A 21818-nucleotide genomic window follows, 5' to 3' on the forward strand; every position below is an offset into this window, starting at 1 on the left:
GACGCGCTCAGGCAGCCCGGTCCCGTGCCTCGGCGCGGAGCTGCACCGCCGTCAGCACCTCCCAGCGGATCGCCGTGCTCCCCGGGCGGACGAGCAGCCAGTAGCGGTCGAACTTCCGCCGGGTCTCGTAGTCCGTCGAGAGCACCCGCGTCTCCGAGCTGAGCTCCGTGCCGCCCCGGGACGGCGTCAGCCGGAAGTCCATCGCCGCCTTCACCCAGCGCGGTCGCATCCAGTTGCGCAGCCCCTCGGCGTCCAGCTCCGGCGCCTTCTCCCCACCGGTCAGCCGCCAGGCCTGCAGCGCCCCGCCGAACACCAGCGACCGCGGCTCGTCCGAGGCCAGCAGCGGCACGGGCAGGCAGTCCAGGAAGGGCCGGTCGCGCAACTGCCCCAGCCCGGACCCGGACAGCAGCACCGGCAGGAAGCGTGCGGCACCGAGGACGACGGTCACCGGCAGCCCGGACAGCCGGACGGCGTGCAGCTCCTCCCACACCACCTCGGGCGGAGCGTCGATCCAGCGCGCCTGCCGGGTGACGTGCTGGGGATTGAGCAGGACGTCGTCGAGTTCCACGCCGCGCTACCTATCCCGGAGATCCGGCGCGCAATCGGGATGGGCCCGCCAGGGAGCGCCGTCCTCCCTCACCATGAGGCGTCCTCCCTCGCGTTCGGCGGTGCGGGAGGACGCTGCATGATCAGGTCCCCTGATCATGGCCGGTCGACGACGGTCAGGCCCGGCGGCGGGCGGCCTTCCGGTACCCGGCGAGCATGTGGGCGCCGAGCTCGGTGAGCTCCTCGCGCAGCCACTCCTCGGTCGCCTCCGGCGGCGCGGCGACCAGCGCCCCGGCCAGCGCCTGCAACGTGGCGGCCCCCCAGAAGGTGCCCAGCTCGTCCGCGTCCCCGCCGAGCAGCATCGTCTCGACCTGCTCGCGCATCCGCGTGCCCTTCTCCACCAGCACCGGGCGGCTCATCGCGGTGGGGTCGCGGGTCAGGTAGGCGGCCACCCGCCGGTGGCGCAGCAGGAAGTCCACGTAGCCGGCGATGTCCACGGCGCCGCGCCGCCGCGCCTGCAGGCCGGCGTCCGCCAGTGCCAGCAGCTCGTCGAAGGCCGGCTCCACCAGGGCCAGCAGGATCTCGTCCTTGGTGTGGAAGTGGTAGTAGACGGCGGCCTTCGTGACGCCGAGCCGGTCGGCGATGTCCTGCAGCGACGTCCCCTCGAACCCGTGCTCGCTGAACAGGTCCAGGGCCGCGTCCAGGACGCGCTGTGCGCCAGGGGACCGGCCGGTCGCCTGCCCGGCCCCTGGAGTTCCCGCGCTCGTCACCGGCACAGAGTAGGCACGTCCCCACGTGACGCGGCTCATGCACCACCTAGCCGTTCGGCTAGTGGCATGCTTGCCGATCGGCTAGGTGACCAGTCACCGGCATCCCTCGACCCCCGGAGCGCACCCGTGGCCGTCTTCCTCCACCGTCTCGGACGCTGGGCCTTCTCCCGCCGGTGGACGGTCCTCGTCTCCTGGGTGCTCGCCCTCGTCCTCCTCGGCGGGCTGGCGGGCGCCTTCGCCAGGGACGCCGACGCGCAGCTCACCATCCCCGGCGTCGAGTCGGTCAACGCGCTGGAGACGCTGCAGGAGCGGTTCCCCGGCGGCGCAGCGGGCGGGGCCACCGCCCGCGTCGTGTTCGCCGCCCCCGAGGGCTCGGCCGTCACCGACCCCGAGCTGACCGCAGCGATCCAGCAGGCCCTCGCCGAGGCGGCCGACGCCGAGCAGGTGGCCGCCGTCAGCGACCCGTTCCGGACCCAGGCCGTCTCCCCCGACGCGTCGATCGCCTACTCCACCGTCAGCTACGGCGTGCAGGTCGACGAGATCACCGACGACGCCCGCGCGGAGCTGCTCGCCGTCGCCGACGCCGCCGAGGACGCCGGGCTGCGCGTGGAGTTCGGCGGCGAGGCCACCCAGGCGATCCCGGCGCAGGGAGCTGCCGAGGCGATCGGCGTCCTCGTCGCGCTCGTCGTCCTCGCGATCACCTTCGGCTCGCTGCTGGCCGCCGGCCTCCCCCTGCTGACCGCGCTGATCGGCGTCGGAGTCGGCATGGCCGGCGTGCTCGCGCTCTCCGCCGTCGTCGACCTGACCAGCACCACCCCCACGCTGGGCCTGATGATCGGCCTGGCCGTCGGCATCGACTACGCCCTGTTCATCAGCATCCGGCACAAGGAACAGCTGGCGGCCGGGGTGGATCCCCGGGAATCGGCCGGCCGTGCGGTCGGCACCGCGGGCAGCGCCGTCGTCTTCGCCGGTCTCACGGTGATGATCGCCCTCGCCGGGCTGACCGTCGTCGGCATCCCCTTCCTCACCACGATGGGCCTGGTCGCGGCCGGCATGGTCGGCGTCGCCGTCCTCGTCGCGCTCACCCTGGTGCCCGCGTTCCTCGGCTTCGCCGGGAACCGGTTCGACCGGTGGAAGGTCCCGGGCCTGCGCCGCCGCCAGGCCGCGCTGGCCGCGAAGGAGTCGGCCGGCACCCGCTGGGCGCGCCTCGTCACCCGCCGCCCGCTGGTCGTGCTGCTCACCGGCATCATCGGCCTCGGCGTCGTCGCCCTCCCGGCCCTGGACCTGCGGCTCGGGGTGCCCACGGACGGCGACCTGGGCGCCGAGACCACCCAGCGGCAGGCCTACGACCTGCTCGCCGAGGGCTTCGGCCCCGGGTTCAACGGTCCCCTGACGGTGCTCGTCGACGCCACCGGGTCCGACGACCCGCAGGCGGCCTTCGCCGCCACCGCCGCGGCGATCGGCGAGCTGGACGGCGCCGTCGCCGTCACCCCCGCCATCCCGAACGAGAGCGGCGACACCGCGATCATCTCCGTGATCCCGGAGGACGGGCCGTCGGCCGCCGGGACCGAGGACCTCGTCACCGACATCCGCGACCTGCGCCCCGGCCTGACCGAGGACACCGGCTCGGAGCTGGCGGTCACCGGCAACACCGCCGTCGGCATCGACATCTCCGAGAAGCTCGCCGCCGCCCTGCCGGTCTTCCTGCTGGTCGTCGTCGGCCTGGCGTTCCTGCTGCTGATGCTGGCGTTCCGCTCGATCCTGGTGCCGATCAAGGCCACCCTCGGCTTCCTGCTCAGCCTCGCCGCCACCTTCGGCGCCCTGGTGGCGGTCTTCCAGTGGGGCTGGCTCGCGGGGTTCCTCGGGGTGGAGCAGACCGGGCCGGTGCTGAGCTTCCTGCCGATCCTGCTCATCGGCCTGCTGTTCGGCCTGGCCATGGACTACGAGGTGTTCCTCGTCAGCCGGATGCGGGAGGAGCACGTGCACGGCGCCGAGCCGAAGGATGCCGTCATCGGCGGCTTCCGGCACGGCGCCCGCGTGGTGACGGCGGCGGCCCTGATCATGGGCTCGGTGTTCGGCGGCTTCATCCTCGGCCACGACGCGACCATCAAGAGCATCGGCTTCGCCCTGGCCTTCGGTGTGCTGGTCGACGCCTTCGTCGTCCGGATGGCGATCGTGCCGGCGGTCATGACCCTGCTGGGCAAGGCGGCCTGGTGGCTGCCGCGCTGGCTGGACCGGGCGATGCCCGACGTCGACATCGAGGGCGCCGCCCTCCAGCGGCACATCGCCGCGCCCGAGCGCACGGCGGAACCGGTGGGCGCGCGGTCCTGAGCGTGATCAGCACGCACCGAGGGCTGTCCGGATGCCCGTCCGGCAGCCCTCTGTGCGTTCTCGTCACGAGTCGAGCGCCGCGTACACCGCGCGCACGTAGGCCTCGCTCCGGGTCGAGCCCAGCAGGCCCGGTGCCATCCGGTTCATCAGGTAGGTGATGGTCAGCCGGCGGTCGAGGTCCATGACGGCCAGCGAGCCGCCCCAGCCGCCCCAGAAGAAGGTGCGGCCCGCCGGCACGTACGGCACGGCGGGTGACCCCAGGCAGTAGCCGATCCCCCAGGTGAACGGCGCCTCCAGCACCAGGTCGGTGCCGTCGGCCTGCACGTCGAACACCCGCTCGACCGTCCGCGCCGAGAGCAGCCGCACGCCGCCGGCCGTCCCGCCCAGCGACAGCACCCGCAGCACGTCCAGCAGGCCGCGGGCGTTCGAGTGCCCGTTCAGCGCCCCGAGGTCGGCGGCCCGCCACTCCGGCGTCGTGGTCGCCTTCACCGACATGACCGGCGCGGTGAACGTCCGCACCGCGATCGACGCCGGGTCGACGTCGGCGGGCGGCTCCTCCCGCGGCGGGGCGACCACCGGTGCGATCCGGTCCCGGTCCCGCTCGCGGGCACCCACCTGGAAGTCCGCCCCCAGGGGCCCGGCGATCTCGTCGGCCACGAACTTGCGGAAGGTCTTGTTGGTGATCCGCCGGATCACCTCGCCGACGAGGAATCCCTGGGTGGCCGCGTGGTACCCCGCCGCGGTCCCCGGCTCCCACCAGGGCCGCTGCTGCGCCAGCCGCTCGGTCGCCGTCGGCCAGTCGTACATGTCGCGGACGGTGAAGGGCGGCTCCCACCCCGACAGGCCCGACGTGTGCGCCATGAGGTGCCGCACCAGCACGTGCTTCTTGCCGTTCGCGGAGAACTCGGGCCAGTAGTCGCCCACGGGCGCGTCGAGATCCAGCTCGCCCCGCTCGACCAGCATGAGTGCCGCCAGGTTGAGCACGCACTTCGTCGTCGACCAGCCGTTGACGATCGTGTCCTGCGTCCACGGGGTGGTCCGCTCCTCGTCGCGGTGGCCACCCCAGACGTCGACGACGGTCTCGCCGTCGAGATCGACCGCGACCGAGGCGCCCAGCTCGTCGCCGTCCAGCTGCGCCGCCAGCGCGTCCCGCACCCCCGCGAAGCGCTCGTCGCAGGTGCCGTGGACCTCGGCCATGGAGCCTCCTCGTCAGCCGGGCCCGCACGAGCCCCGGCCCGATGAGACCACGGCCACAAGATCGCAACAACGAGAGGCGAGGTACTGGAATGTTCAAGCAACTGCCTGCGGTTGCCTCCAGCACCACCCAGCAGACGGAGGGACAGACATGGCACGGATCAGCGTGTTCGGCGGGACCGGCTACGCCGGGAGCAACGTGGTCGCGGAAGCGGTGCGGCGCGGTCACTCGGTGACCGCGGTCAGCCGCACCGCCCCGGAGCGGCCGATCGACGGTGCCGACCACCTCCAGGGCTCGATCCTGGACGCCGGCACCCGGGCGAGTGCGCTCGAGGCCGCGGACGTCGTCGTGGTGGCCGTCGCCCCGCGCGGCGACATGGCGGGTTCCGTCGAGCCGGGCATCGCGGCGCTGGCCGCCGAGGCCGACCGGACCGGCGTCCGCATCGGCGTCATCGGCGGCGCGGGGTCGCTGCAGGTGGCCGAGGGCGGACCGCGGCTGTTCGACACCCCCGAGTTCCCGGCCGAGTACCGCCCCGAGAGCGTCGAGATGGCCGGCGCCCTGGACGACCTGCGCAGCTCCCCCGAGAGCCTGGACTGGTTCTACGTCTGCCCGCCGGCCGGCTTCGGCGGCTTCGCGCCCGGAGAGCGCCGCGGCGGCTTCCGCGTCGGCGGCGACGTGCTGCTCAGCGACGACGAGGGCAACTCCTTCATCGGCGGCGCGGACTTCGGCACCGCCGTCGTGGACGAGATCGAGCGGCCGGCCCACCGGCGGGCCCGCTTCACCGTCGCCTACTGAGCTCCCGCGGACCGGGACGTTCCCGTGCGAACGTTCCGGTCAGCGCCGCTCGAGGACGTGCCCGGTCGCCTCGAAGGCCTCGTTCCCGGCCAGTCGCCCGGTCCGCGTCGCGACCCGCCGGAAGCCCTCGCTCGCGTACAGCCGCCGCGCCGGGTTGCCGTCCAGCACGGTCACCCGGACCAGCCCCTCGGCGCCGAAGTCGTCGGCGTGCGCGAGCGCGTGCCGGAGCAGCGCGCGGCCCACGCCCCGCCGCTGGGCATCGGGATGGACGTACAGCCAGGTGATCTCGCTGTGCGCGTAGGCGACGAAGCCGACGACGGCACCGTCCAGCTCCGCGACCCACAGGCACTCGTCGAAGAGCCCTTCGCGCCGGCCCGTCACGGTCAGGCTCAGGAAGGCCTCCTCGCCGACCGTCGCGAGCTCCTGGAGGCGGGCCGCGTCGTGCGCCCGCACGATCGCCTCCCAGTCCTCGGGCCGGTACTCGCGGATGGCGACCATGGGACAAGGGTCCCCCATCGGCCACGGGCGCCGGACGCCGACCGGCGCGGCCGTCAGGGCCGCAGGGGCACCAGCTCCGGCCGGGTCCGCTCGAGGGCGGCCGCCAGCCCCAGCACGAGAGCATCGCTCCCGGGTGCCGCTCCGAGCATCACCCCGATCGGCATCCCCGTGCCGTCGGTGCCCCAGGGCAGGCTCAGCGCCGGGCCCCCGGTCACGTTGAACACCCCCGCGAACGGCGAGATCCGGAAGATGTCAGCGAAGAGCTCCCGGGCCGGGCGCCGGGTGTGCAGCTCGCCGATCCGCGGGGCCGGCAGCGCCGTCGTCGGGCTGAGGACGACGTCGACACCGCCCAGGGCCGCGGCGAGCGCGTGGGCGAGCCCACGCAGCGCGAGCTGGGCCTGCACCACGTCGACGGCGGTCATCCGGCGTCCTCGCTCGAGCAGGTCGAGGACCGCTTCTTCCAGCGTCTCCCGGGAGGCCACCCGCCCGGTGCCGGCCTCCGCTTCCGCGACCGCCGCGGCGAGGTGGCCGGCGACCACCCGGCCGAGCAGGGGGCCCACGTCGGCCGCCCGGTCGAGCGGCGGGAGGTCGACCAGCTCGTGCCCGAGCGCCTCCAGGTCCGCGGCGCACGACCGGACGCCGGCGACGTAGGACGGGTCGACGCCCCCTCCACCGGGCGCCTCCGTCAGCACCCCGACGCGGAGCCGGCGCGGCGGGACGATCTCCGCCGGCATGCCCGGGAGCGAGAACGGCTCCCCCGGGGCGGGGCCCGCGGTGACCGAGAGGACCAGCGCGCTGTCGCCGACGGTCCGGGTGACGGCGTGCTCGTGGCTCATCCCGGCCCAGTCGTCGACCCGGAACGGACCCATCGGGTTGCGCCCGCGAGACGGCTTCAACCCCACCAGCCCGCACCATGCCGCCGGGATGCGGATGGACCCGCCGCTGTCGCTGGCGTGCGCCGCCGGCACCATGCCCGCCGCCACCGCGGCGGCCGCACCCCCGCTGGACCCGCCTGCCGACCGGTCGGGATCCCAGGGATTGCGGGTCGGGCCGTACAGCTCCGGCTCGGTGGTGATGTTCAGCCCCAGCTCCGGGCTGCTGGTCCGCCCCACGACGACGGCCCCGGCGTCGACCAGGCGCGCCACCACGGTGGCGGTCCCCAGCGGCGGCAGTCCGGCGAACAACCGGCTGCCCCGGGACAGGGGCAGGTCCGCCGACTCCGCGTGCAGGTCCTTGAGCAGCAGCGGGAGCCCGGCCAGAGGGCCGCGGGGCCGCCCCTCCCGCTCCAGGCGGCGCAGGCCGGGGCCGGGGTCCACCGCCACGACGGCACCCACCGCCGGATCGCGCTCCTCGATCCGCCGGACGGCGGCCTCCACCACCTCGCGAGCGCCGGCGGCGCCGGAACGCACGGCGGCGGCGAGCTCGGCCACCGATCCGTCGAGCAGCTCCACCGTCAGTCCCGGCCCGCCTCGACCAGCTTGCCCGCCAGTCCCGCGGGATCGGTGAACAGCACCTCGTGCGAGCCGTGCATCTGGACCAGGCGGAACGGCCCCAGCCGTGACGACATCTGCGGATGCCAGCTGAACTCGGTCGCAGGGAACACGTTGTCGTCGGTCGCGTAGAGGTAGGACCGGGGCACGGGCAGGCCGACGAAGCCGGTCAGTGCCAGCGGCTCCGTCGACCGGGCCAGCGGCTCCGGCGTCATCCGGGCGTGCGCGGCCTGCGCCGTGGCCAGGTCCGCGTCGTTGCAGAAGGCCTCGCGGAAGAAGTCGAAGGGCAGGCTGACCGTGCCGTCGCCGGCCGCTTCGGCCAGGGCCTGGAACGCCGGGGCCACCGAGGCGGGCACGTCGTCGAACACCGTGCCGCCGTCCCGGACGACGTAGGCGTTGTGGAAGACCATCCGCCGCAGCCGCTCCGGCACGCGGAGCGCCACCTGCTGCACGACCGACCCGCCGAAGCTGTGGCCCACCAGGACCACGTCATCCAGCCCGCTGCTCTCGAGCAGGCCGACCACCGCGTCGACGACCTGCCGCATGGTAACGTCGCGGGCGGCGCCGGCGCCGTTGCCCGGCAGCGTCGGCGTGTGGACCTCGTGGCCGGCCGCCTCCAGGTGCCGCCGGACGTGGTCCCAGCACCCCCCGTCGTGCCAGGAACCGTGGACCAGGACGAACCGCATGACTGCCTCCCGCACTCGACGTGACGACGAACGCTAGGGAGGCCGCGCCGCACGCGCCGTCAGCAGACGGACCGATGCCTGTCAGCCGCGTGCCGGGCCCGCCACGAGCCGGGCGTCTCCCCGTACACCGCCCGGAAGCGGGCGCCCAGGTGCGAGGCGGAGGCGAAGCCGAACCGGGAGGCCAGGTCGGCGACCCCCGTCCCGGGGGACTCCGCCAGGACACGGGCGCAGGCCTGCAGGCGCTGCCGGCGGAGGTGCTCACCCGGTGTCGCACCGCCCGTGGTGAAGGCGCGGTGCAGCTGACGGACCGACACCGACAGCTGCCGCGCCAGCCAGGCCACCGACAGGGCGGGATCGTCGAGATGGCGCTCCGCCGTGCGCTCCGCGGCGAGCCGGAGCGCCACCAGCGGGTCGCCGGCCAGATCCCCGAGCGCACCGCGGAGCACCAGGTGCAGGACCGACTCGAGCAGCCCGGCCAGGTCCTCGGTCTCGGAGCCCTGGGCGTCGAGGGCCGCCGACAGCACGTACGGGAGCTGACCGGCGACCGCCCGGGCCGCGCGCTGCAGGGGCACCGCGCGCACCGGACCGTCCAGGGCCGGGCACCGCGCCGTGACGTGGGCGGCCGGCAGCGCGACGAACAGCAGCGACGCCGGCCCGGGGTAGTCCACGGCGAAGCCCTCACCGGCCGGCACCACCACGAGCCGGTGCGGACCGATCGCCTCCGTGCCGCCCCGATGGGTGATGCTGCCGGTGCCCCGCTGCGCGAGCAGGAGGAAGACGCTCCCGGCCGCGGCGCCGTCGTCGTCCCGGCGGGACTGCAGCGGGCCGACCTCGGCGGAGACGAGCGCGACGCCGCCGACGGAGACGTCGACCAGGTCGGCGCGGAAGCGCTCGGGCGCGGGCGCACGGAGCACCTGGTCCACCAGCGAGCCGCGCACGGCCTCGGAGAAGTGCGCCAGGCCCGCGGCTCCGGCGAAACGCTGCTGCATCGGCGCATCCTGCCCCGGAACAGAATGCGGGGGAACCGGCTCGGGCAGAGTCGACGACAGCAGAGGAGATCCCCATGGCCAGGACGTGGTTCATCACCGGCGCATCCCGCGGCTTCGGCAGGGAGTGGGCGATCGCCGCTCTCGAGCGCGGCGACAGCGTCGCCGCCACCGCCCGCGACACCGCGTCCCTCGATGACCTGGGAGCGCAGTTCGGCGACCGGCTGCTGCCCCTGACGCTCGACGTGGACGACCGCGACGCCGTGTTCTCCGCGGTGAAGGACGCCCACGACCGGTTCGGCCGGCTCGACGTCGTCGTGAACAACGCGGGCTACGGCCAGTTCGGCATGGTCGAGGAGATCTCCGAGGCGGAGGCGCGGGGCCAGTTCGACACGAACGTGCTCGGCGCCCTCTTCGTCGTCCAGGCGGCGCTGCCCCACCTGCGCGCGCAGGGCTCCGGCCACATCCTGCAGGTGAGCAGCATCGGCGGGATCAGTGCGTTCCCGAACATCGGCATCTACAACGCGTCGAAGTGGGCGCTGGAGGGGTTCAGCCAGTCGCTGGCCGCCGAGGTCGCCGACTTCGGCATCAAGGTCACGATCATCGAGCCCGGCGCGTACTCCACCGACTGGGGTGGCGCCTCGGCTCGGCACGCCGAGCAGAACCCGGCCTACGACGCGTTCCGCGAGAAGGCGGCGGAGCAGCGCAAGGCCCGGGCCGGCAACCCGGGCGACCCGCTGGCCACCCGGGAGGCGGTGCTGCAGCTCGTCGACGCCACGAACCCGCCGCTGCGGGTCTTCTTCGGCGACGGCCCGCTGGGCATCGCCACCCGCGACTACGAGTCCCGGCTGGCCGAGTGGCGCGCGTGGGAGCCGCTGTCGGTCGCCGCCCACGGCCGCAGGAGCTGAGCCGCCCACCGGATGGGCGCGAACCGTGGTGACCGGAGGCGGACGACCACGGGGGCTGCGCGGATCGTGGTCGCCGCGGCGCTCACTCGGGGACGAAATTGCCGGTCTCCACCTCCCCGACCCGCTGGTAGGTCGTCATCAGCACGCCGTTGGGCGACACCTTGTGGTCGCTGAGCCGCCACGTGCGCGGGACGGTCCCCTCGCCGAACAGCCGCTTGCCCTCGCCGAGGGTGACGGGGAAGACGACCACCCGCAGCTCGTCGACGAGGTCCTCGCGCAGCAGCGTCTGGATCAGCCCGGCCGAGCCGTGCACCTGCAGCTCGCCGCCGTCCTCGGCCGTGAGCGCCCGGACGGCGTCACCGACGTCGCCCTCCAGCAGCTCCGCCGTCTCCCACTCCACCGAGGCGCGCGTGCGCGAGGCGACGTACTTCTTCGCGAAGTTGAGACCCTGGGAGACCGGGTCGTCACTGATCATCTTCGGCCACGACGCGTAGAAGATGTCGTAGGTGCCGCGCCCGAGCAGGAAGTCCTGGGCCCCGGCGAACCAGGCGTTCATCTGCTCGCCCAGGACCTCGTCGAAGTGGGGGACGAGCCAGCCCTCGTACGAGAAGCCGCGCGAGGGGTCCTCCCCCGGGCCGCCGGGGGCCTGCATGACCCCGTCGAGCGTGACGAACGTGGTGACGACGAGCGGACGCATGGGAACTCCTCTACCGGGCGGGCCGCCGTTCGGCCCCCTCGGTAGGACGTCGAACGGGCACGGCGCTCATCGACACGGCCGCGAGAACCTTCTCGGAGAACGCCCGGAGCCGGCTCCCGGTGCACGGAGCGAGGGAGTCAGCGATCCCCGTCGTCGGCGCGGCGCGGCGGGCCGGCCCGCCGGTGCGGATGGGTCTTGACGCCGTACATCGCCCGGTCGGCGCGGCCGATCAGCTCGTCGGCGTCGTCGCCCGGGCGGCTCACGGCCACCCCGATGCTGACCCCGATGGACAGCGGCCCCTGGGGGCCTTCCCAGGGGCGGCGCACGGCGTCGTCGACCTGCTCGGCGAGGGCGACCAGCTCGTCCGGTGCGCGCCCGTGGCAGAGGATCACGAACTCGTCGCCGCCGAACCGGGCCACCAGATCGCCCGGCCCTGCCAGCTCGGCCATGCGCCGGGCCGTCTCCGCCAGCAGCTGGTCGCCGACCGCGTGGCCGTGCCGGTCGTTGACGACCTTGAACTGGTCCAGGTCGCAGAACAGCAGCGCACACGGGACCTCGTCGGCCAGCCGGGCCCGCAGGGCGTCGAACAACGCGCCCCGGTTGGCGATCCCGGTGAGCAGGTCCGTCTGCGCGCGCAGGTGCAGCTGCGCCTCCCGGCGCCGGTCGTCGGTGACGTCGATCCCCACGCAGCCGATGGCGTAGGGCTCGCCCTGGTCGTCGCGGAGCACGGTGTTGCGCATCGCCACCCGTCGGCGCTCGCCGGCACCGGTGATCCAGTCCCCCTCCTGGGGATGGGCGACCCCGGTGGCCATGGCGCGCGCCACGGCGTCCTGGGAGAGGGCCACGTGCTCGGGGGCGACGTAGATGTCCCAGAACGGCATGCCCTCCAGGTCGGCCCCCGTCCGTGCGGTGAACCGCTGGAGCGCCGGATTGGTCAGCAGGATCCGGCCCCGCCCGTCGACGATGCAGAGCAGGGCGTCACTGCCCGCGACGAAGTCGCGCAGCAGCTGGTCCGGGAGCTGCGCCACCTCGGGGTGCACCGTCATCCGGACGTCTCCCGCCGTCGGCTGAGCGCACGTCGTCGTGCGCCTGGCACGCGGACCGGGCGGTTCCCCGCCGTGCCCACGCCTCCCCCGACGATGATTCTGCGGCCATGCATGCAGGAGGCCGCAAGTGTTACTGCGGGTACGGGTCAGCTCCGGCTTCCGGTGAGCGTCGGGTAGTCGGTGTAGCCGACCGACCCGGAGGCGTAGAACGTCGCCGTGTCCGGTGCGTTCTCGGGATGCTCACCGGCCCAGCGCTCGACCAGGTCCGGGTTGGCCAGCACCGGGCGGCCCACGGCCACCGCCTCGGCGTGCGCGTCGCCGATCAGCTGCACCGCCTCCGCGCGGGTGGTCACCGTCCCGAACCCGCTGTTGGCGACCAGCGGACCGTCGAAGCGGGCGCGCAGGTCCTGCACGAGGTCCCCGGCCGGTTCCACGTGCAACACGCTCAGGTAGGCCAGGCCCAGGGGGCGCAGCCCGTCCAGGAGGGCGCCGTAGGTGGCCCGCACGTCGGCGGGATCGGTCTCGAGGGCGTCCTGGATGTTGTGCTCGGGGGAGATGCGGATGCCGACCCGGCCGGCCCCGACGGCCGCCGCAGCCGCGGTGGCCACCTCGATGCCGAGGCGGGCCCGGTTCTCCGGGCTGCCCCCGTACTCGTCGGTGCGCTGGTTGGCCGCCGGCGACAGGAACTCGTGCAGCAGGTAGCCGTTCGCGCTGTGCAGCTCGACGCCGTCCATCCCGGCCCCGACGGCCCGCTCGCAGGCGGCGACGATGTCGGCGGCGGTGGCGCGCACCTCGTCCGTCGTCAGCGCGTGCGGCACGGGGTAGGGCTCCTTGCGCCCACCGCCGACGTGCACCTGCCCGCGGATGGCGATCGCGCTCGGCCCGACCACCCGGGTGCCGGTCAGCTCGGGGTGGGAGACCCGGCCGCCGTGCATGATCTGCATGACGATCCGCCCGCCGCGGGCGTGCACGGCGTCCGCGACGCGCCGCCAGCCGGCGACCTGCTCGTCGGTGACGATGCCCGGCTGGCCGGCGTAGGCGCGGGACTCCTGGTTCGGGTACGTGCCCTCGGTGATGATCAGCCCGACGCCGGCCCGCTGCGCGTAGTGCTCCACCACGATGTCGCCGGGCACGCCGGCCCGTCCCGACCGCAGGCGGGTCAGCGGCGCCATGACGACGCGGTTGGCGAGCTCGAGGTCCCCGAGGCGGACGGGTGAGAAGATGTCCATGCCCGGGGCAACCGGGGTGCGGCACGCGTCGATTCCGGGAACGGCACGGATGCGAGCCGCGTCACTCCGGTCCGGTCGCGGTGCGCTCCACGGCGGCGAGGACGTCGGTGAAGCCCGCGCGGTCGGCCTCCGGCACGTCGTCGAGGAGCCGGTCCAGCGTCGCCACGTGGTCGGTGACCGCCGCGTCGACCAGTGCCCGGCCCTGCCCGCTCAGTTCCACGACTCCGAAGCGGCCGTCGGCGGGGTCCGGGCGGCGCACCACCAGCCCCCGCTCCTCCAGCCGCTGCAGCCGGTTCGTCATCGCCGCCGGGGAGAGCACCAGGGCGCGCGCCAGGTCGCCGGGTGAGAGCCGGTAGGGCGCCGACGACCGGCGGAGCGAGGCCAGCACGTCGAACTCGCCGCGGTTGAGGCCGTGCCGGCCCAGGGTGGCCGCGATCGCGCGGGACGCCGCCAGGTGGGCCCGGGTGAGCCGCGCGAACACCGCCATGGACGACGGATCGAGGTCGGGCCGCTCGTGTCGCCACTGCTCGACCATCTGCTCCACGGGGTCCCCTTGGTCCGGCACAGAAACAGTTTGACATCGAAATGATGACCGGTCCATCATTTCGACGTCGAAACGAACACGGGGACGATCCCTTGGAGGACGACGATGCCGTCACCCCTGACCACCTGGTACGACGCCCTGGCCGCCGGCGACCTGCCCCGCGCCGCCGGCGCCCTGACCGAGGACACGGTCCTGCACGTGCCCGGCCGCAGCACCAACACCGGCACCTACACCGGGCGCGACGCCGTCCTCGGCTTCGTCGGCCACGCCGCCGAGGTCACCGGCGGCACGCTGGACCTGACCGTCCACCGGGTCCTCGACGACGGCGAGTGGGGCGTGGCGCTCTGCACGTACACCGCCACCCGCCCGGACCGCGAGCGGCCGCTGGAGAACAACCTGGCCCATGTCGCCCGGCTGCGGGACGGGCGGATCGCCGAGTCGTGGCTGCACAGCCGCGACCAGTACGCCGTCGACGAGTTCTGGGGCGACCCGGTGCCGGCGTCGACCGCCCTGGGGTGACGGCTGGAACGGCCCCGCTGCAGGAGCCCGCCGCGAGCGCGCGAGCGGTGGGGGGCAGCGGGGTCCCTGCTCAGCCGACGAGCTCGACCTCGCGCTCGGCGGTGCCGACCAGCCGGGCGTAGCGCCCGCCCCGGCCCACGAGCTCGTCGTGCGGGCCCTGCTCCACGACCCGCCCGGCGTCGAGGACGGCGATCCGGTCGGCGTCGCGCACGGTGGAGAGCCGGTGCGCGATGGTGATCGTCGTCCGGCCCCGCGCGGCCTCGTCGAGGGCGGCCTGCACGGCCCGCTCGGTCTCGTTGTCCAGGGCGCTGGTGGCCTCGTCCAGCACCAGCACCCGCGGGTCGCGCAGCAGCGTGCGGGCGATCGCCAGCCGCTGCTTCTCGCCGCCGGAGAACCGGTGGCCGCGGGCGCCGACGACGGTGTCGTAGCCGGCCGGCAGCGCGGCGATCACGTCGTGCACCTGGGCCCGGCGCGCGGCGGAGACCATCTCCTCGTCCGTGGCGTCGGCCTTGGCGTGCCGCAGGTTCTCCCGGATCGTGCCGTGCAGCAGGTAGGTCTCCTGCGAGACGACGCCGACGACGCGGGCGAGGTCGGCCAGCGCCATGTCCCGGACGTCGACGCCGTCGATGGTCACCCGGCCGGTCGTCGGGTCGTTCAGCCGCGCGACCAGCGAGGCCAGGGTGCTCTTGCCCGATCCGGTCTCGCCCACGAGGGCCAGGGTCGAGCCGGCGGGGACCGCGAGCTCGACGCCGGACAGCGCGGCCCGGGGACCCTCGGGGTAGGTGAACCCGACGCCCTCGAACCGGACCTCCCCGCGGACGGAGGCGGGGTCGACCCGGACGGGCCGCGCGGGGTCGTCGATGTCGACGGGCAGGTCCTGGTACTCGAACACCCGGCTGAAGAGCGCCATCGAGGCGGTCAGCGAGACGCCGATGTCCAGCAGCTGCATGAGCGGGCGGAAGAGCGCGCCCTGCAGCGTGGTGAAGGCGACGAGGGTGCCGATGGTCATGCCGCCCGACGTCGCGGGCAGCCCGGCGGCCAGGTAGATCAGCGCGGGGATGCCGGCGAAGACGACGCTCATCGTGGCCATCCGCCACCGGCCGGCCAGCTGGGAGCGGACCTCGAGCGCGACCAGGTCGTCGGACGTGGTGGCGAAGCGCTGCGACTGCGCCGGCCCGGCACCGAGGGTCTTGCCCAGCAGCACGCCGCTGATCGACAGCCCCTCCTCGACCTGGGAGTGCAGGTCGGCCAGCGAGCGCTGCCGCTGGGCGGTGATGGTGCGGCGCATGCGGGCGACCCGGCGGGTCAGCGCGATCGCCGGCGGCAGCACGATCAGCGACAGCAGCGACAGCCGCCAGCTGAGCACCGCCATGGCCACCGCCGTCCCGACCACCGTGGTCAGGCTGGAGGCGAAGGACGTCGCGGTCGAGGTGACCACCGACTGCATGCCGCCGATGTCGTTGGTCAGCCGCGACTGCACCTCGCCGCCCTTGGTGCGGGTGAAGAAGCCGAGCGACTGGCGCTGCAGGTGGGCGAAGACCGCCGTCCGCAGGTTGTGCATGACCCGCTGCCCGACCGTGGTCGACAGCCAGGTCTGGACGACGCCGAACACCGCGGTGACCACGGTGACGGCGAGCATCCCGCCGACCGCCCACAGGAGCAGCGCGACGTCCTGGTCCGGGATCGCCTCGTCGATGACCAGCCGGATGAGGAAGGGCGTGGCCAGGGCGACCGCGGAGGACGCCACGATCAGTGCCACGACCACCCCGAGCTGCCACCGGTAGGGCCGGAACAGCGCGGCCACCCGGCTCCACCGCACGGGTGAGCGCTCGAGCTGCGCCTTGTCGGCCGGATCGGGGCTGCGGCCGGATCGCCCGCCACCACTTCGCGTCGTCATCCCCTCGATGCCGACCACCTCCCTCGTCGAGATACTGAGGTTACCTCACGGTGTGGTAACCACACCGCTCCCGCTACCATTCCCCCGTGACCGACGACGGGCCGGCCGACCTCGGCGACCTCCTCATGCGGGTCGCGCGCAACCAGCGCCGTCGCTTCCGCGAGGTGCTCGCCCCCTGGGACCTCTCCCCCCACCAGGCCCGTGCGCTCATGGTCGTCAGCGCCGAGGACGGGGTCCGCCTGTCCGACCTCGCCGACCGGCTGCACATCGCCCCCCGGTCGGCGACCGAGGTGGCCGACGCCCTGCAGGAGCGCGGGCTGGTGGAGCGCTCCCCCGACCCCGGCGACCGCCGGGCGATCCTGCTGCGGCCCACCGACGAGGGCCGGCGGGTCCGCGCCGAGATCGCCGCCGCCCGTGCGGCGGACTCCGCGGCGCTCTACGCCCGCCTCTCCGAGGCCGACCGCGCCGCTCTCGCCCGGATCCTCCGCACGCTGACCGACTGACCGGGCCGGCCCGGGGCCTCCGACCGAGAATCGGGCGAGTCGTCCACGCGGAACGGGGAGGTCCGACATGGCGGAGCAACTGGGGATCGACTGGGAACTGGCCGGGCTGGTGGCGCTGGCGACCGTGGCCATGTACCTGACCCTGATCGCCTGCGTCCGCGTGGTCGGGCAGCGCAGCCTGTCGAACATGTCCAGCTTCGACCTCGGGTGCGCCATCGCGCTCGGCGCCGTCGTGGGCCGGACGGCCCTGCTGCTGGACCCCACGCTGCTGGTCGGCGTCGTCGCCATGGTGACCCTCTTCTCGACCCAGGCGATCCTCGCCCGTCTCCGGCAGAGCCGGTGGGTGGACCGGCTGATGAACCGGCCACCGGTGCTGCTGATGGCCGGGCCGCTGCCACTGCGGGACAACATGCGCGCCGGGCACGTCGCCGAGGACGAGCTGCGCCAGCGCCTGCGGCTGGCCGGCATCCGCCACCTGGACGAGGTGCGCTGCGTCGTGCTCGAGCGGAACGGCTCGGTGAGCGTCGTCCGCCGGTCGGAACCACTGGACCCGTGGCTGTTCTCCGACGTGCCCGGCGCGCAGCAGCTCTGCGGGCCGGCGCCCGCCGACCCGGGAGAGCGCGGCGCCGGCCGCTCCACCTGAGGTCGGCGGCGCGTGGTCTCCCGGTCCGCGGCGACGTGGTGCGACGATGCGGCCGTGACCGAGCCCGTCCGCCCCGACGCCATGCGGGTGTCCGACGCCGAACGGACCGTCGTCCAGGAACGGCTGCGCTCCGCGGTGGGCGAGGGGCTGCTGGACCTGCACGAGTTCGACACCCGGGTCCAGGCGATCTGGGCGGCGAAGACCCGCGGGGACCTCGCCCGCCTCACCGCCGACCTGCCCGAGCCCCCGCCGCCGCCACCGCCGGCGGAGCCGTGGGCCGCCTTCGCCGCGGACGACGCGGGCACCGCGATGCGCGTGCTCACGATCATCTGGGCCTGCGCGGTCACCATCAACCTGGTGATCTGGGGCACCGTCTCGCTGGCGACCGCCCAGTTCCTGCACCCCTGGTGGCTCTACGTCGCCGGCCCGCCGGGCGCCGTCCTCGCCGTGCTCTACGCCTTCGGCATCGGCCGGCGGAAAAGCTGACCGCGAGGGTTCCCGGCCAGGTATCTCACCGCTAAGGTATCGGCCATGACTGAGCGCCGGGTCCGGATCGGCATCGACACCGGCGGGACGTTCACCGACGTCGTCGCCGTGGACGAGGAGACCGGGCAGACCACCACGACGAAGACCCCATCGACGCCCACCGACCCGGCCGAGGGGTTCCTCACCGGGGTCCGCAAGGTCCTCGGGCTGATGGACCTCGACGGTTCGGCGGTGACGGCCGTCAGCCACGGGACGACGGTGGCCACCAACCAGCTGCTCGAGGGCAAGCTGGACCGGATCGGGTTCATCACCACCGAGGGCTACGAGTCGGTGCTGGAGATCGCCCGGCAGTCGGTGCCCGACGGCTACGGCAACAGCTACTTCTGGGTCAAGCCGCCGCGGATCGTGCCGGCCGACCTGGTCCGCACGGTGCGCGGGCGACTGGACCACACCGGCGCCGAGGTCCGCCCGTTCGACGAGGACGACGCCCGCGCCGCGGCCCGCTTCTTCGCCGACGCCGGCATCACCACCATCGGCGTCTGCTTCCTGCACGCCTACGCGAACGACGCGCACGAGAACCGGATGCTCGAGGTGATCCGCGAGGAGCACCCCACCGCCGTCGTGAGCATCAGCTCGCAGGTGCTGCGCGAGTACCGCGAGTACGAGCGCTCGGTGACCACGCTGGTCGACGCCGCCGTGAAGCCCAAGGTCGGCGCGTACGTCACCAACATCCGCACCCGCCTCGACGAGATCGCCCCCGGCGTGCCCTTCTACGTGATGAAGAGCAACGGCGGCGTGCTGTCGGCCACGGAGGTCGTGCACCAGCCGATCACCACCATGCTGTCCGGCCCGGCCGCCGGCGCCCTGGGCGCCGCGCTGATCGCCGGCACCGCCGGGTTCGACCGGGTGCTCACCTGCGACGGCGGCGGCACCTCCACCGACGTCACGGTCGTGATCGACGGCGAGCCGGCGCTCACCACCGAGGGCTCCGTCGGCGAGTACCCCTCGAAGATCCCGATGATCGACGTCGTCACGGTCGGCGCGGGCGGCGGCTCGATCGCCTGGCTCTCCCCCGAGGGCACGCTCAAGGTCGGCCCCCAGTCCGCCGGCGCCGATCCCGGGCCGATCTGCTACCCGGCCGGCGGCGACCAGCCCACCGTCACCGACGCGCACGTCGTGCTCGGCCGGATCCCCCCGCACCTGCTGGGCGGGGAGATCCCGCTGTCGGCCGATGCTGCGCGCGACGGGCTGCAGCAGCTCGGCGCGAAGCTGGACATGGACCTGGAGCGCACGGCCACCGGCATCCTGGAGATCTCCGCCTGGAACCAGGCCAACGCGCTGCGCCAGGTCACCGTCGCCAAGGGCCTCGACGTCCGCGACTTCACGCTGACCACCTTCGGCGGCTCCGGCTCGCTGCTGGCCTGCCGGCTGATGGACATCCTCGGCCTGCCGCGCACCCTGGTGCCGCCGAACCCGGGCAACGTCAGCGCGTTCGGCCTGCTCACCGTCGACGTCCGCAACGACTACGTGCAGACCGTCGTCAGCAAGCACCTCGACCTCGACCTCGACCGCGTCCGGTCGGTCTACACCGACCTGGAGGCCCAGGCGCAGGAGGCGCTGGACGGCGAGGGGTTCGGCCGCGACTCCCAGCGGATGCAGCGGACGGCCGACCTGCGCTACGTGGGCCAGGCGTTCGAGGTGCGGGTGCCGGTTCCCGACGGCGAGCTGGACCGGGCGGCCACGGAGGAGGTCGCGCAGGCGTTCCACGCCGCGCACCGCCAGCTCTACGGCTACGACTTCGCCGACGACCCGCGCCAGGCCGTCGAGTGGGTCAACCTCCGCGTCAGCGGGATCGGCCCCATCCGGCGTCCCGACCTGGTGGAGCTGCCGTCGAAGGACGGGGGGACGGACCGGGCCGTCACGGGCTCGCGACGGGTGTTCTTCGACGACTGGGTGGACACCCCGCTGTACGACCGGCCCGGCCTGGCCCCGGGTGACGTGGTGCGCGGCCCGGCGATCATCGAGGAGTTCGGCTCCACCGTCCCGGTGCACCCCGGCTTCGCCGCCACCGTCGACGCCCACGGAAACCTGATCCTGACGCGCGCCGAGGCGAGCGACCTGCTGCTGACCAAGGAGTCGGGCAAGTGAGCACTTTTCCCACGGGTCCCCTGAACGCCACGAAGGTCGACGCCGACCCGGTCCTCGTCGAGATCGTCGCCGGCACGCTGGCCGCGATCGAGAAGGAGGTCGAGACCTCCATCGGCCGGACGTCGCGGTCACCCATGATCCGGGATGCGCACGACTTCCGGGCCGGCATCCACGACCGGAACCTGCGCAAGCTCACCGGCCGCTCGTACTCGGCGCTCGTGCACCCGGTGGTGCGCGACTACCCGATCGAGACGATGAACGTGGGCGACGTCTTCTTCCACAACGACGTCTACGCCTCCGAGGGCGGGATCGGCCACCTGCCGGACCTGTGCGTGACCGTGCCGGTCTTCGCTGGATCGTCCGACGGCGGAGAGGACGGCTCCCAGCGCGTCGTCGCCTTCATCCAGGCCTTCGGCCACCACGACGACATCGGCGGCGCGGTGCCCGGCTCGATGCCGTCGGCGGCCACCAGCGTGTACGAGGAGGGCCTGATGGTCCCCCCGATCAAGCTGTGGGACCGCGGCGTGCCCAACGAGAGCGCGCTGAAGATCATGACCCGCAACTCCCGGATGCCCGACTCGCTGGCCGCCGACCTCGACGCCGAGTGCTCGGCCTGCCTGGCCGGCGCCCGCCGCCTGGGCGAGCTGTTCGACCGGTACGGCGTCGACGCGGTCGAGGCGTGCTTCGACGCGATCCTGGCCAACTCCACGGAGGTCTACCGCCGTGAGATCCTGTCGCAGATCCCCGACGGCAGCTACGTCTGGGAGGACTACGCCGAGCACGACGGCGTCGACGAGCCCCAGCTGCACCGCCAGCGGATCACGCTGATCATGGACTCCACCCAGGAGACCCCGCTGGTCATCGACTTCACCGGCACCGGCCCGCAGGCGAAGGGCCCGATCAACCACTGCGGCGACTACGCCGACGGCAACTTCCTCAAGAAGTGGCTGGCGCCGATCCTGCGCAACCTGGCCGAGAGCCCCGAGCGCATGGCGCAGCTCGACGTCAACGAGGGCGTCGTCCCGCTGATCGAGATGCGGTTCCCGGAGAAGGGCACGCTGCTCACCCCGATCTTCCCGGCGCCGACCAACGCCCGGACGTTCGTGATCCTGCGGCTCCTCGGCGTCCTCGCCGGCGTGCTGGCCAAGGCCACCGGCGGCCGGATGCCCGCCGACCAGGAGACCATCCGCTACACCGGCGTCTACGGCACCGACGCCGACGGCGAGCCCTACCTCATGCGCGAGGTGCTCGGCGGCGGCTCGGGCGGGCGGTACTACGCCGACGGCGAGGACACCATCCACGTCGTCCCCGACTCCCGGAACCTGCCGACCGAGTTCACCGAGGGCCGCTTCCCGCTGCGGGTGGAGCGGCTCGGGCTGGCCGTGGACTCCGGCGGCCCCGGGCGCTACCGCGGCGGTTGCGGCTACGAGAAGCACATCCGGGTGCTGCGCGACGCGCACTTCATGTCGATCGCCGACCGCTCGATCCTCGCCTGCTGGGGCGTCAAGGGCGGCAAGGCCGGCAAGCCGTTCCAGATCACCGTCGACCCGGGCGGCCCTGGCGAGCACGACGTCGACGCGCTCGCCGACGCCGAGCCGCTGACGGCCGGCACCGTCGTGCGGATCCGGACCACCGGCGGCGGCGGCTGGGGCGACCCGCTGGAGCGGCCGGTGGAGGAGGTGCTGCGCGACATCGCGTGGCGCAAGGTGTCGGTCGCCGGTGCCCGGGCGGACTACGGCGTCGTGGTGCGCGAGGACGGCACGGCCGACGAGACGGCGACCGACGAGCTGCGGGCGTCGATGCGGGCCTCCCGCACCGGCGAGGAGCCGTTCTTCGACCGCGGCCCCGGCTACGCCACCCTCTCCGGCGGCGCCGCGTTCAACGAGTTCGACGTCCTGTAG

The 21818-nt window shown here is 73.9% G+C and carries 21 protein-coding genes; 9 read left to right on the plus strand and 12 right to left on the minus strand.

Features of this window, described 5'->3' with window-relative positions:
* Positions 1-7 precede the first annotated feature (7 nt).
* Together BM142_RS11440 and BM142_RS24530 are read right to left on the minus strand one after the other, a co-directional pair.
* A complete protein-coding gene (locus BM142_RS11440) occupies positions 8-568 on the minus strand; it encodes a hypothetical protein (protein ID WP_092198361.1) in 561 nt (186 codons plus the stop codon).
* 154 nt (positions 569-722) lie between these two features.
* The gene (locus tag BM142_RS24530) at positions 723-1316 is read right to left on the minus strand and encodes a TetR/AcrR family transcriptional regulator (protein WP_217640687.1); all 594 of its coding nucleotides are present in this window, start codon (positions 1314-1316) and stop codon (positions 723-725) included.
* Between the two features lie 126 nt (positions 1317-1442).
* On the opposite strand from BM142_RS24530, the gene BM142_RS11450 reads away from it, so the two are divergent.
* The gene (locus BM142_RS11450; RefSeq protein WP_092198363.1) at positions 1443-3647 is read left to right on the plus strand and encodes an MMPL family transporter; all 2205 of its coding nucleotides are present in this window, start codon (positions 1443-1445) and stop codon (positions 3645-3647) included.
* A gap of 63 nt (positions 3648-3710) precedes the next feature.
* Here the strand turns inward: BM142_RS11450 and BM142_RS11455 are convergent, their stop codons facing one another.
* Positions 3711-4844 (minus strand): serine hydrolase domain-containing protein, encoded by a 1134-nt coding sequence (locus BM142_RS11455; protein WP_092198366.1) that lies wholly within the window; start codon positions 4842-4844, stop codon positions 3711-3713.
* Between the two features lie 148 nt (positions 4845-4992).
* Between BM142_RS11455 and BM142_RS11460 the strand changes: the two genes are divergently transcribed.
* Positions 4993-5637, plus strand: coding sequence for an NAD(P)-dependent oxidoreductase (locus BM142_RS11460; RefSeq protein WP_092198368.1), 645 nt, complete (start codon positions 4993-4995; stop codon positions 5635-5637).
* Positions 5638-5676: 39 nt separating this feature from the next.
* Here BM142_RS11460 and BM142_RS11465 read toward each other — a convergent pair whose 3' ends face one another.
* The 4 genes from BM142_RS11465 to BM142_RS11480 are packed head-to-tail and all read right to left on the minus strand — an operon-like array spanning position 5677 to position 9300.
* Positions 5677-6135 carry a GNAT family N-acetyltransferase gene (locus BM142_RS11465; RefSeq protein WP_092198370.1) on the minus strand — a complete coding sequence of 153 codons (459 nt, stop codon included), beginning with the start codon at positions 6133-6135 and terminating at the stop codon, positions 5677-5679.
* Between the two features lie 53 nt (positions 6136-6188).
* Entirely contained in the window at positions 6189-7586 is a 1398-nt protein-coding gene (locus BM142_RS11470; protein WP_175527243.1) for an amidase, read from the minus strand.
* Between the two features lie 2 nt (positions 7587-7588).
* Complete coding sequence (locus tag BM142_RS11475) at positions 7589-8311, minus strand: alpha/beta fold hydrolase (protein WP_092198376.1); 723 nt, start codon at positions 8309-8311, stop codon at positions 7589-7591.
* Between the two features lie 59 nt (positions 8312-8370).
* A complete protein-coding gene (locus BM142_RS11480) occupies positions 8371-9300 on the minus strand; it encodes an AraC family transcriptional regulator (RefSeq protein WP_092198379.1) in 930 nt (309 codons plus the stop codon).
* Between the two features lie 74 nt (positions 9301-9374).
* Between BM142_RS11480 and BM142_RS11485 the strand changes: the two genes are divergently transcribed.
* Positions 9375-10205, plus strand: coding sequence for an SDR family oxidoreductase (locus tag BM142_RS11485; RefSeq protein WP_092198382.1), 831 nt, complete (start codon positions 9375-9377; stop codon positions 10203-10205).
* A gap of 82 nt (positions 10206-10287) precedes the next feature.
* Here BM142_RS11485 and BM142_RS11490 read toward each other — a convergent pair whose 3' ends face one another.
* The 4 genes from BM142_RS11490 to BM142_RS11505 form a co-directional block, all read right to left on the minus strand.
* Entirely contained in the window at positions 10288-10902 is a 615-nt protein-coding gene (locus BM142_RS11490) for a dihydrofolate reductase family protein (protein ID WP_092198385.1), read from the minus strand.
* Positions 10903-11039: 137 nt separating this feature from the next.
* Positions 11040-11948 carry a GGDEF domain-containing protein gene (locus tag BM142_RS11495; protein ID WP_092198388.1) on the minus strand — a complete coding sequence of 303 codons (909 nt, stop codon included), beginning with the start codon at positions 11946-11948 and terminating at the stop codon, positions 11040-11042.
* A gap of 146 nt (positions 11949-12094) precedes the next feature.
* A complete protein-coding gene (locus tag BM142_RS11500; protein WP_092198391.1) occupies positions 12095-13177 on the minus strand; it encodes an alkene reductase in 1083 nt (360 codons plus the stop codon).
* Positions 13178-13238: 61 nt separating this feature from the next.
* A complete protein-coding gene (locus tag BM142_RS11505) occupies positions 13239-13712 on the minus strand; it encodes a MarR family winged helix-turn-helix transcriptional regulator (protein ID WP_254790846.1) in 474 nt (157 codons plus the stop codon).
* A gap of 114 nt (positions 13713-13826) precedes the next feature.
* On the opposite strand from BM142_RS11505, the gene BM142_RS11510 reads away from it, so the two are divergent.
* Positions 13827-14240, plus strand: coding sequence for a nuclear transport factor 2 family protein (locus tag BM142_RS11510; RefSeq protein WP_092198394.1), 414 nt, complete (start codon positions 13827-13829; stop codon positions 14238-14240).
* 70 nt (positions 14241-14310) lie between these two features.
* On the opposite strand, the gene BM142_RS11515 is transcribed toward BM142_RS11510, so the two are convergent.
* Positions 14311-16137, minus strand: a complete 1827-nt coding sequence (locus tag BM142_RS11515; RefSeq protein ID WP_092198797.1) for an ABC transporter ATP-binding protein — start codon at positions 16135-16137, stop codon at positions 14311-14313.
* A gap of 86 nt (positions 16138-16223) precedes the next feature.
* Between BM142_RS11515 and BM142_RS11520 the strand changes: the two genes are divergently transcribed.
* From BM142_RS11520 to BM142_RS11540, 5 genes are all read left to right on the plus strand, one after another.
* Complete coding sequence (locus tag BM142_RS11520; RefSeq protein ID WP_217640689.1) at positions 16224-16640, plus strand: MarR family winged helix-turn-helix transcriptional regulator; 417 nt, start codon at positions 16224-16226, stop codon at positions 16638-16640.
* Between the two features lie 67 nt (positions 16641-16707).
* Positions 16708-17283, plus strand: coding sequence for a DUF421 domain-containing protein (locus BM142_RS11525; RefSeq protein WP_092198398.1), 576 nt, complete (start codon positions 16708-16710; stop codon positions 17281-17283).
* 54 nt (positions 17284-17337) lie between these two features.
* A complete protein-coding gene (locus BM142_RS11530) occupies positions 17338-17769 on the plus strand; it encodes a DUF1707 SHOCT-like domain-containing protein (RefSeq protein ID WP_217640690.1) in 432 nt (143 codons plus the stop codon).
* A gap of 45 nt (positions 17770-17814) precedes the next feature.
* Entirely contained in the window at positions 17815-19917 is a 2103-nt protein-coding gene (locus BM142_RS11535) for a hydantoinase/oxoprolinase family protein (protein WP_092198401.1), read from the plus strand.
* Positions 19914-21818, plus strand: a complete 1905-nt coding sequence (locus tag BM142_RS11540; protein WP_254790818.1) for a hydantoinase B/oxoprolinase family protein — start codon at positions 19914-19916, stop codon at positions 21816-21818. The genes BM142_RS11535 and BM142_RS11540 overlap by 4 nt, the downstream gene beginning before the upstream one ends.

Source organism: Blastococcus tunisiensis (genome assembly GCF_900112815.1).
Lineage (GTDB): Bacteria > Actinomycetota > Actinomycetes > Mycobacteriales > Geodermatophilaceae > Blastococcus_B > Blastococcus_B tunisiensis.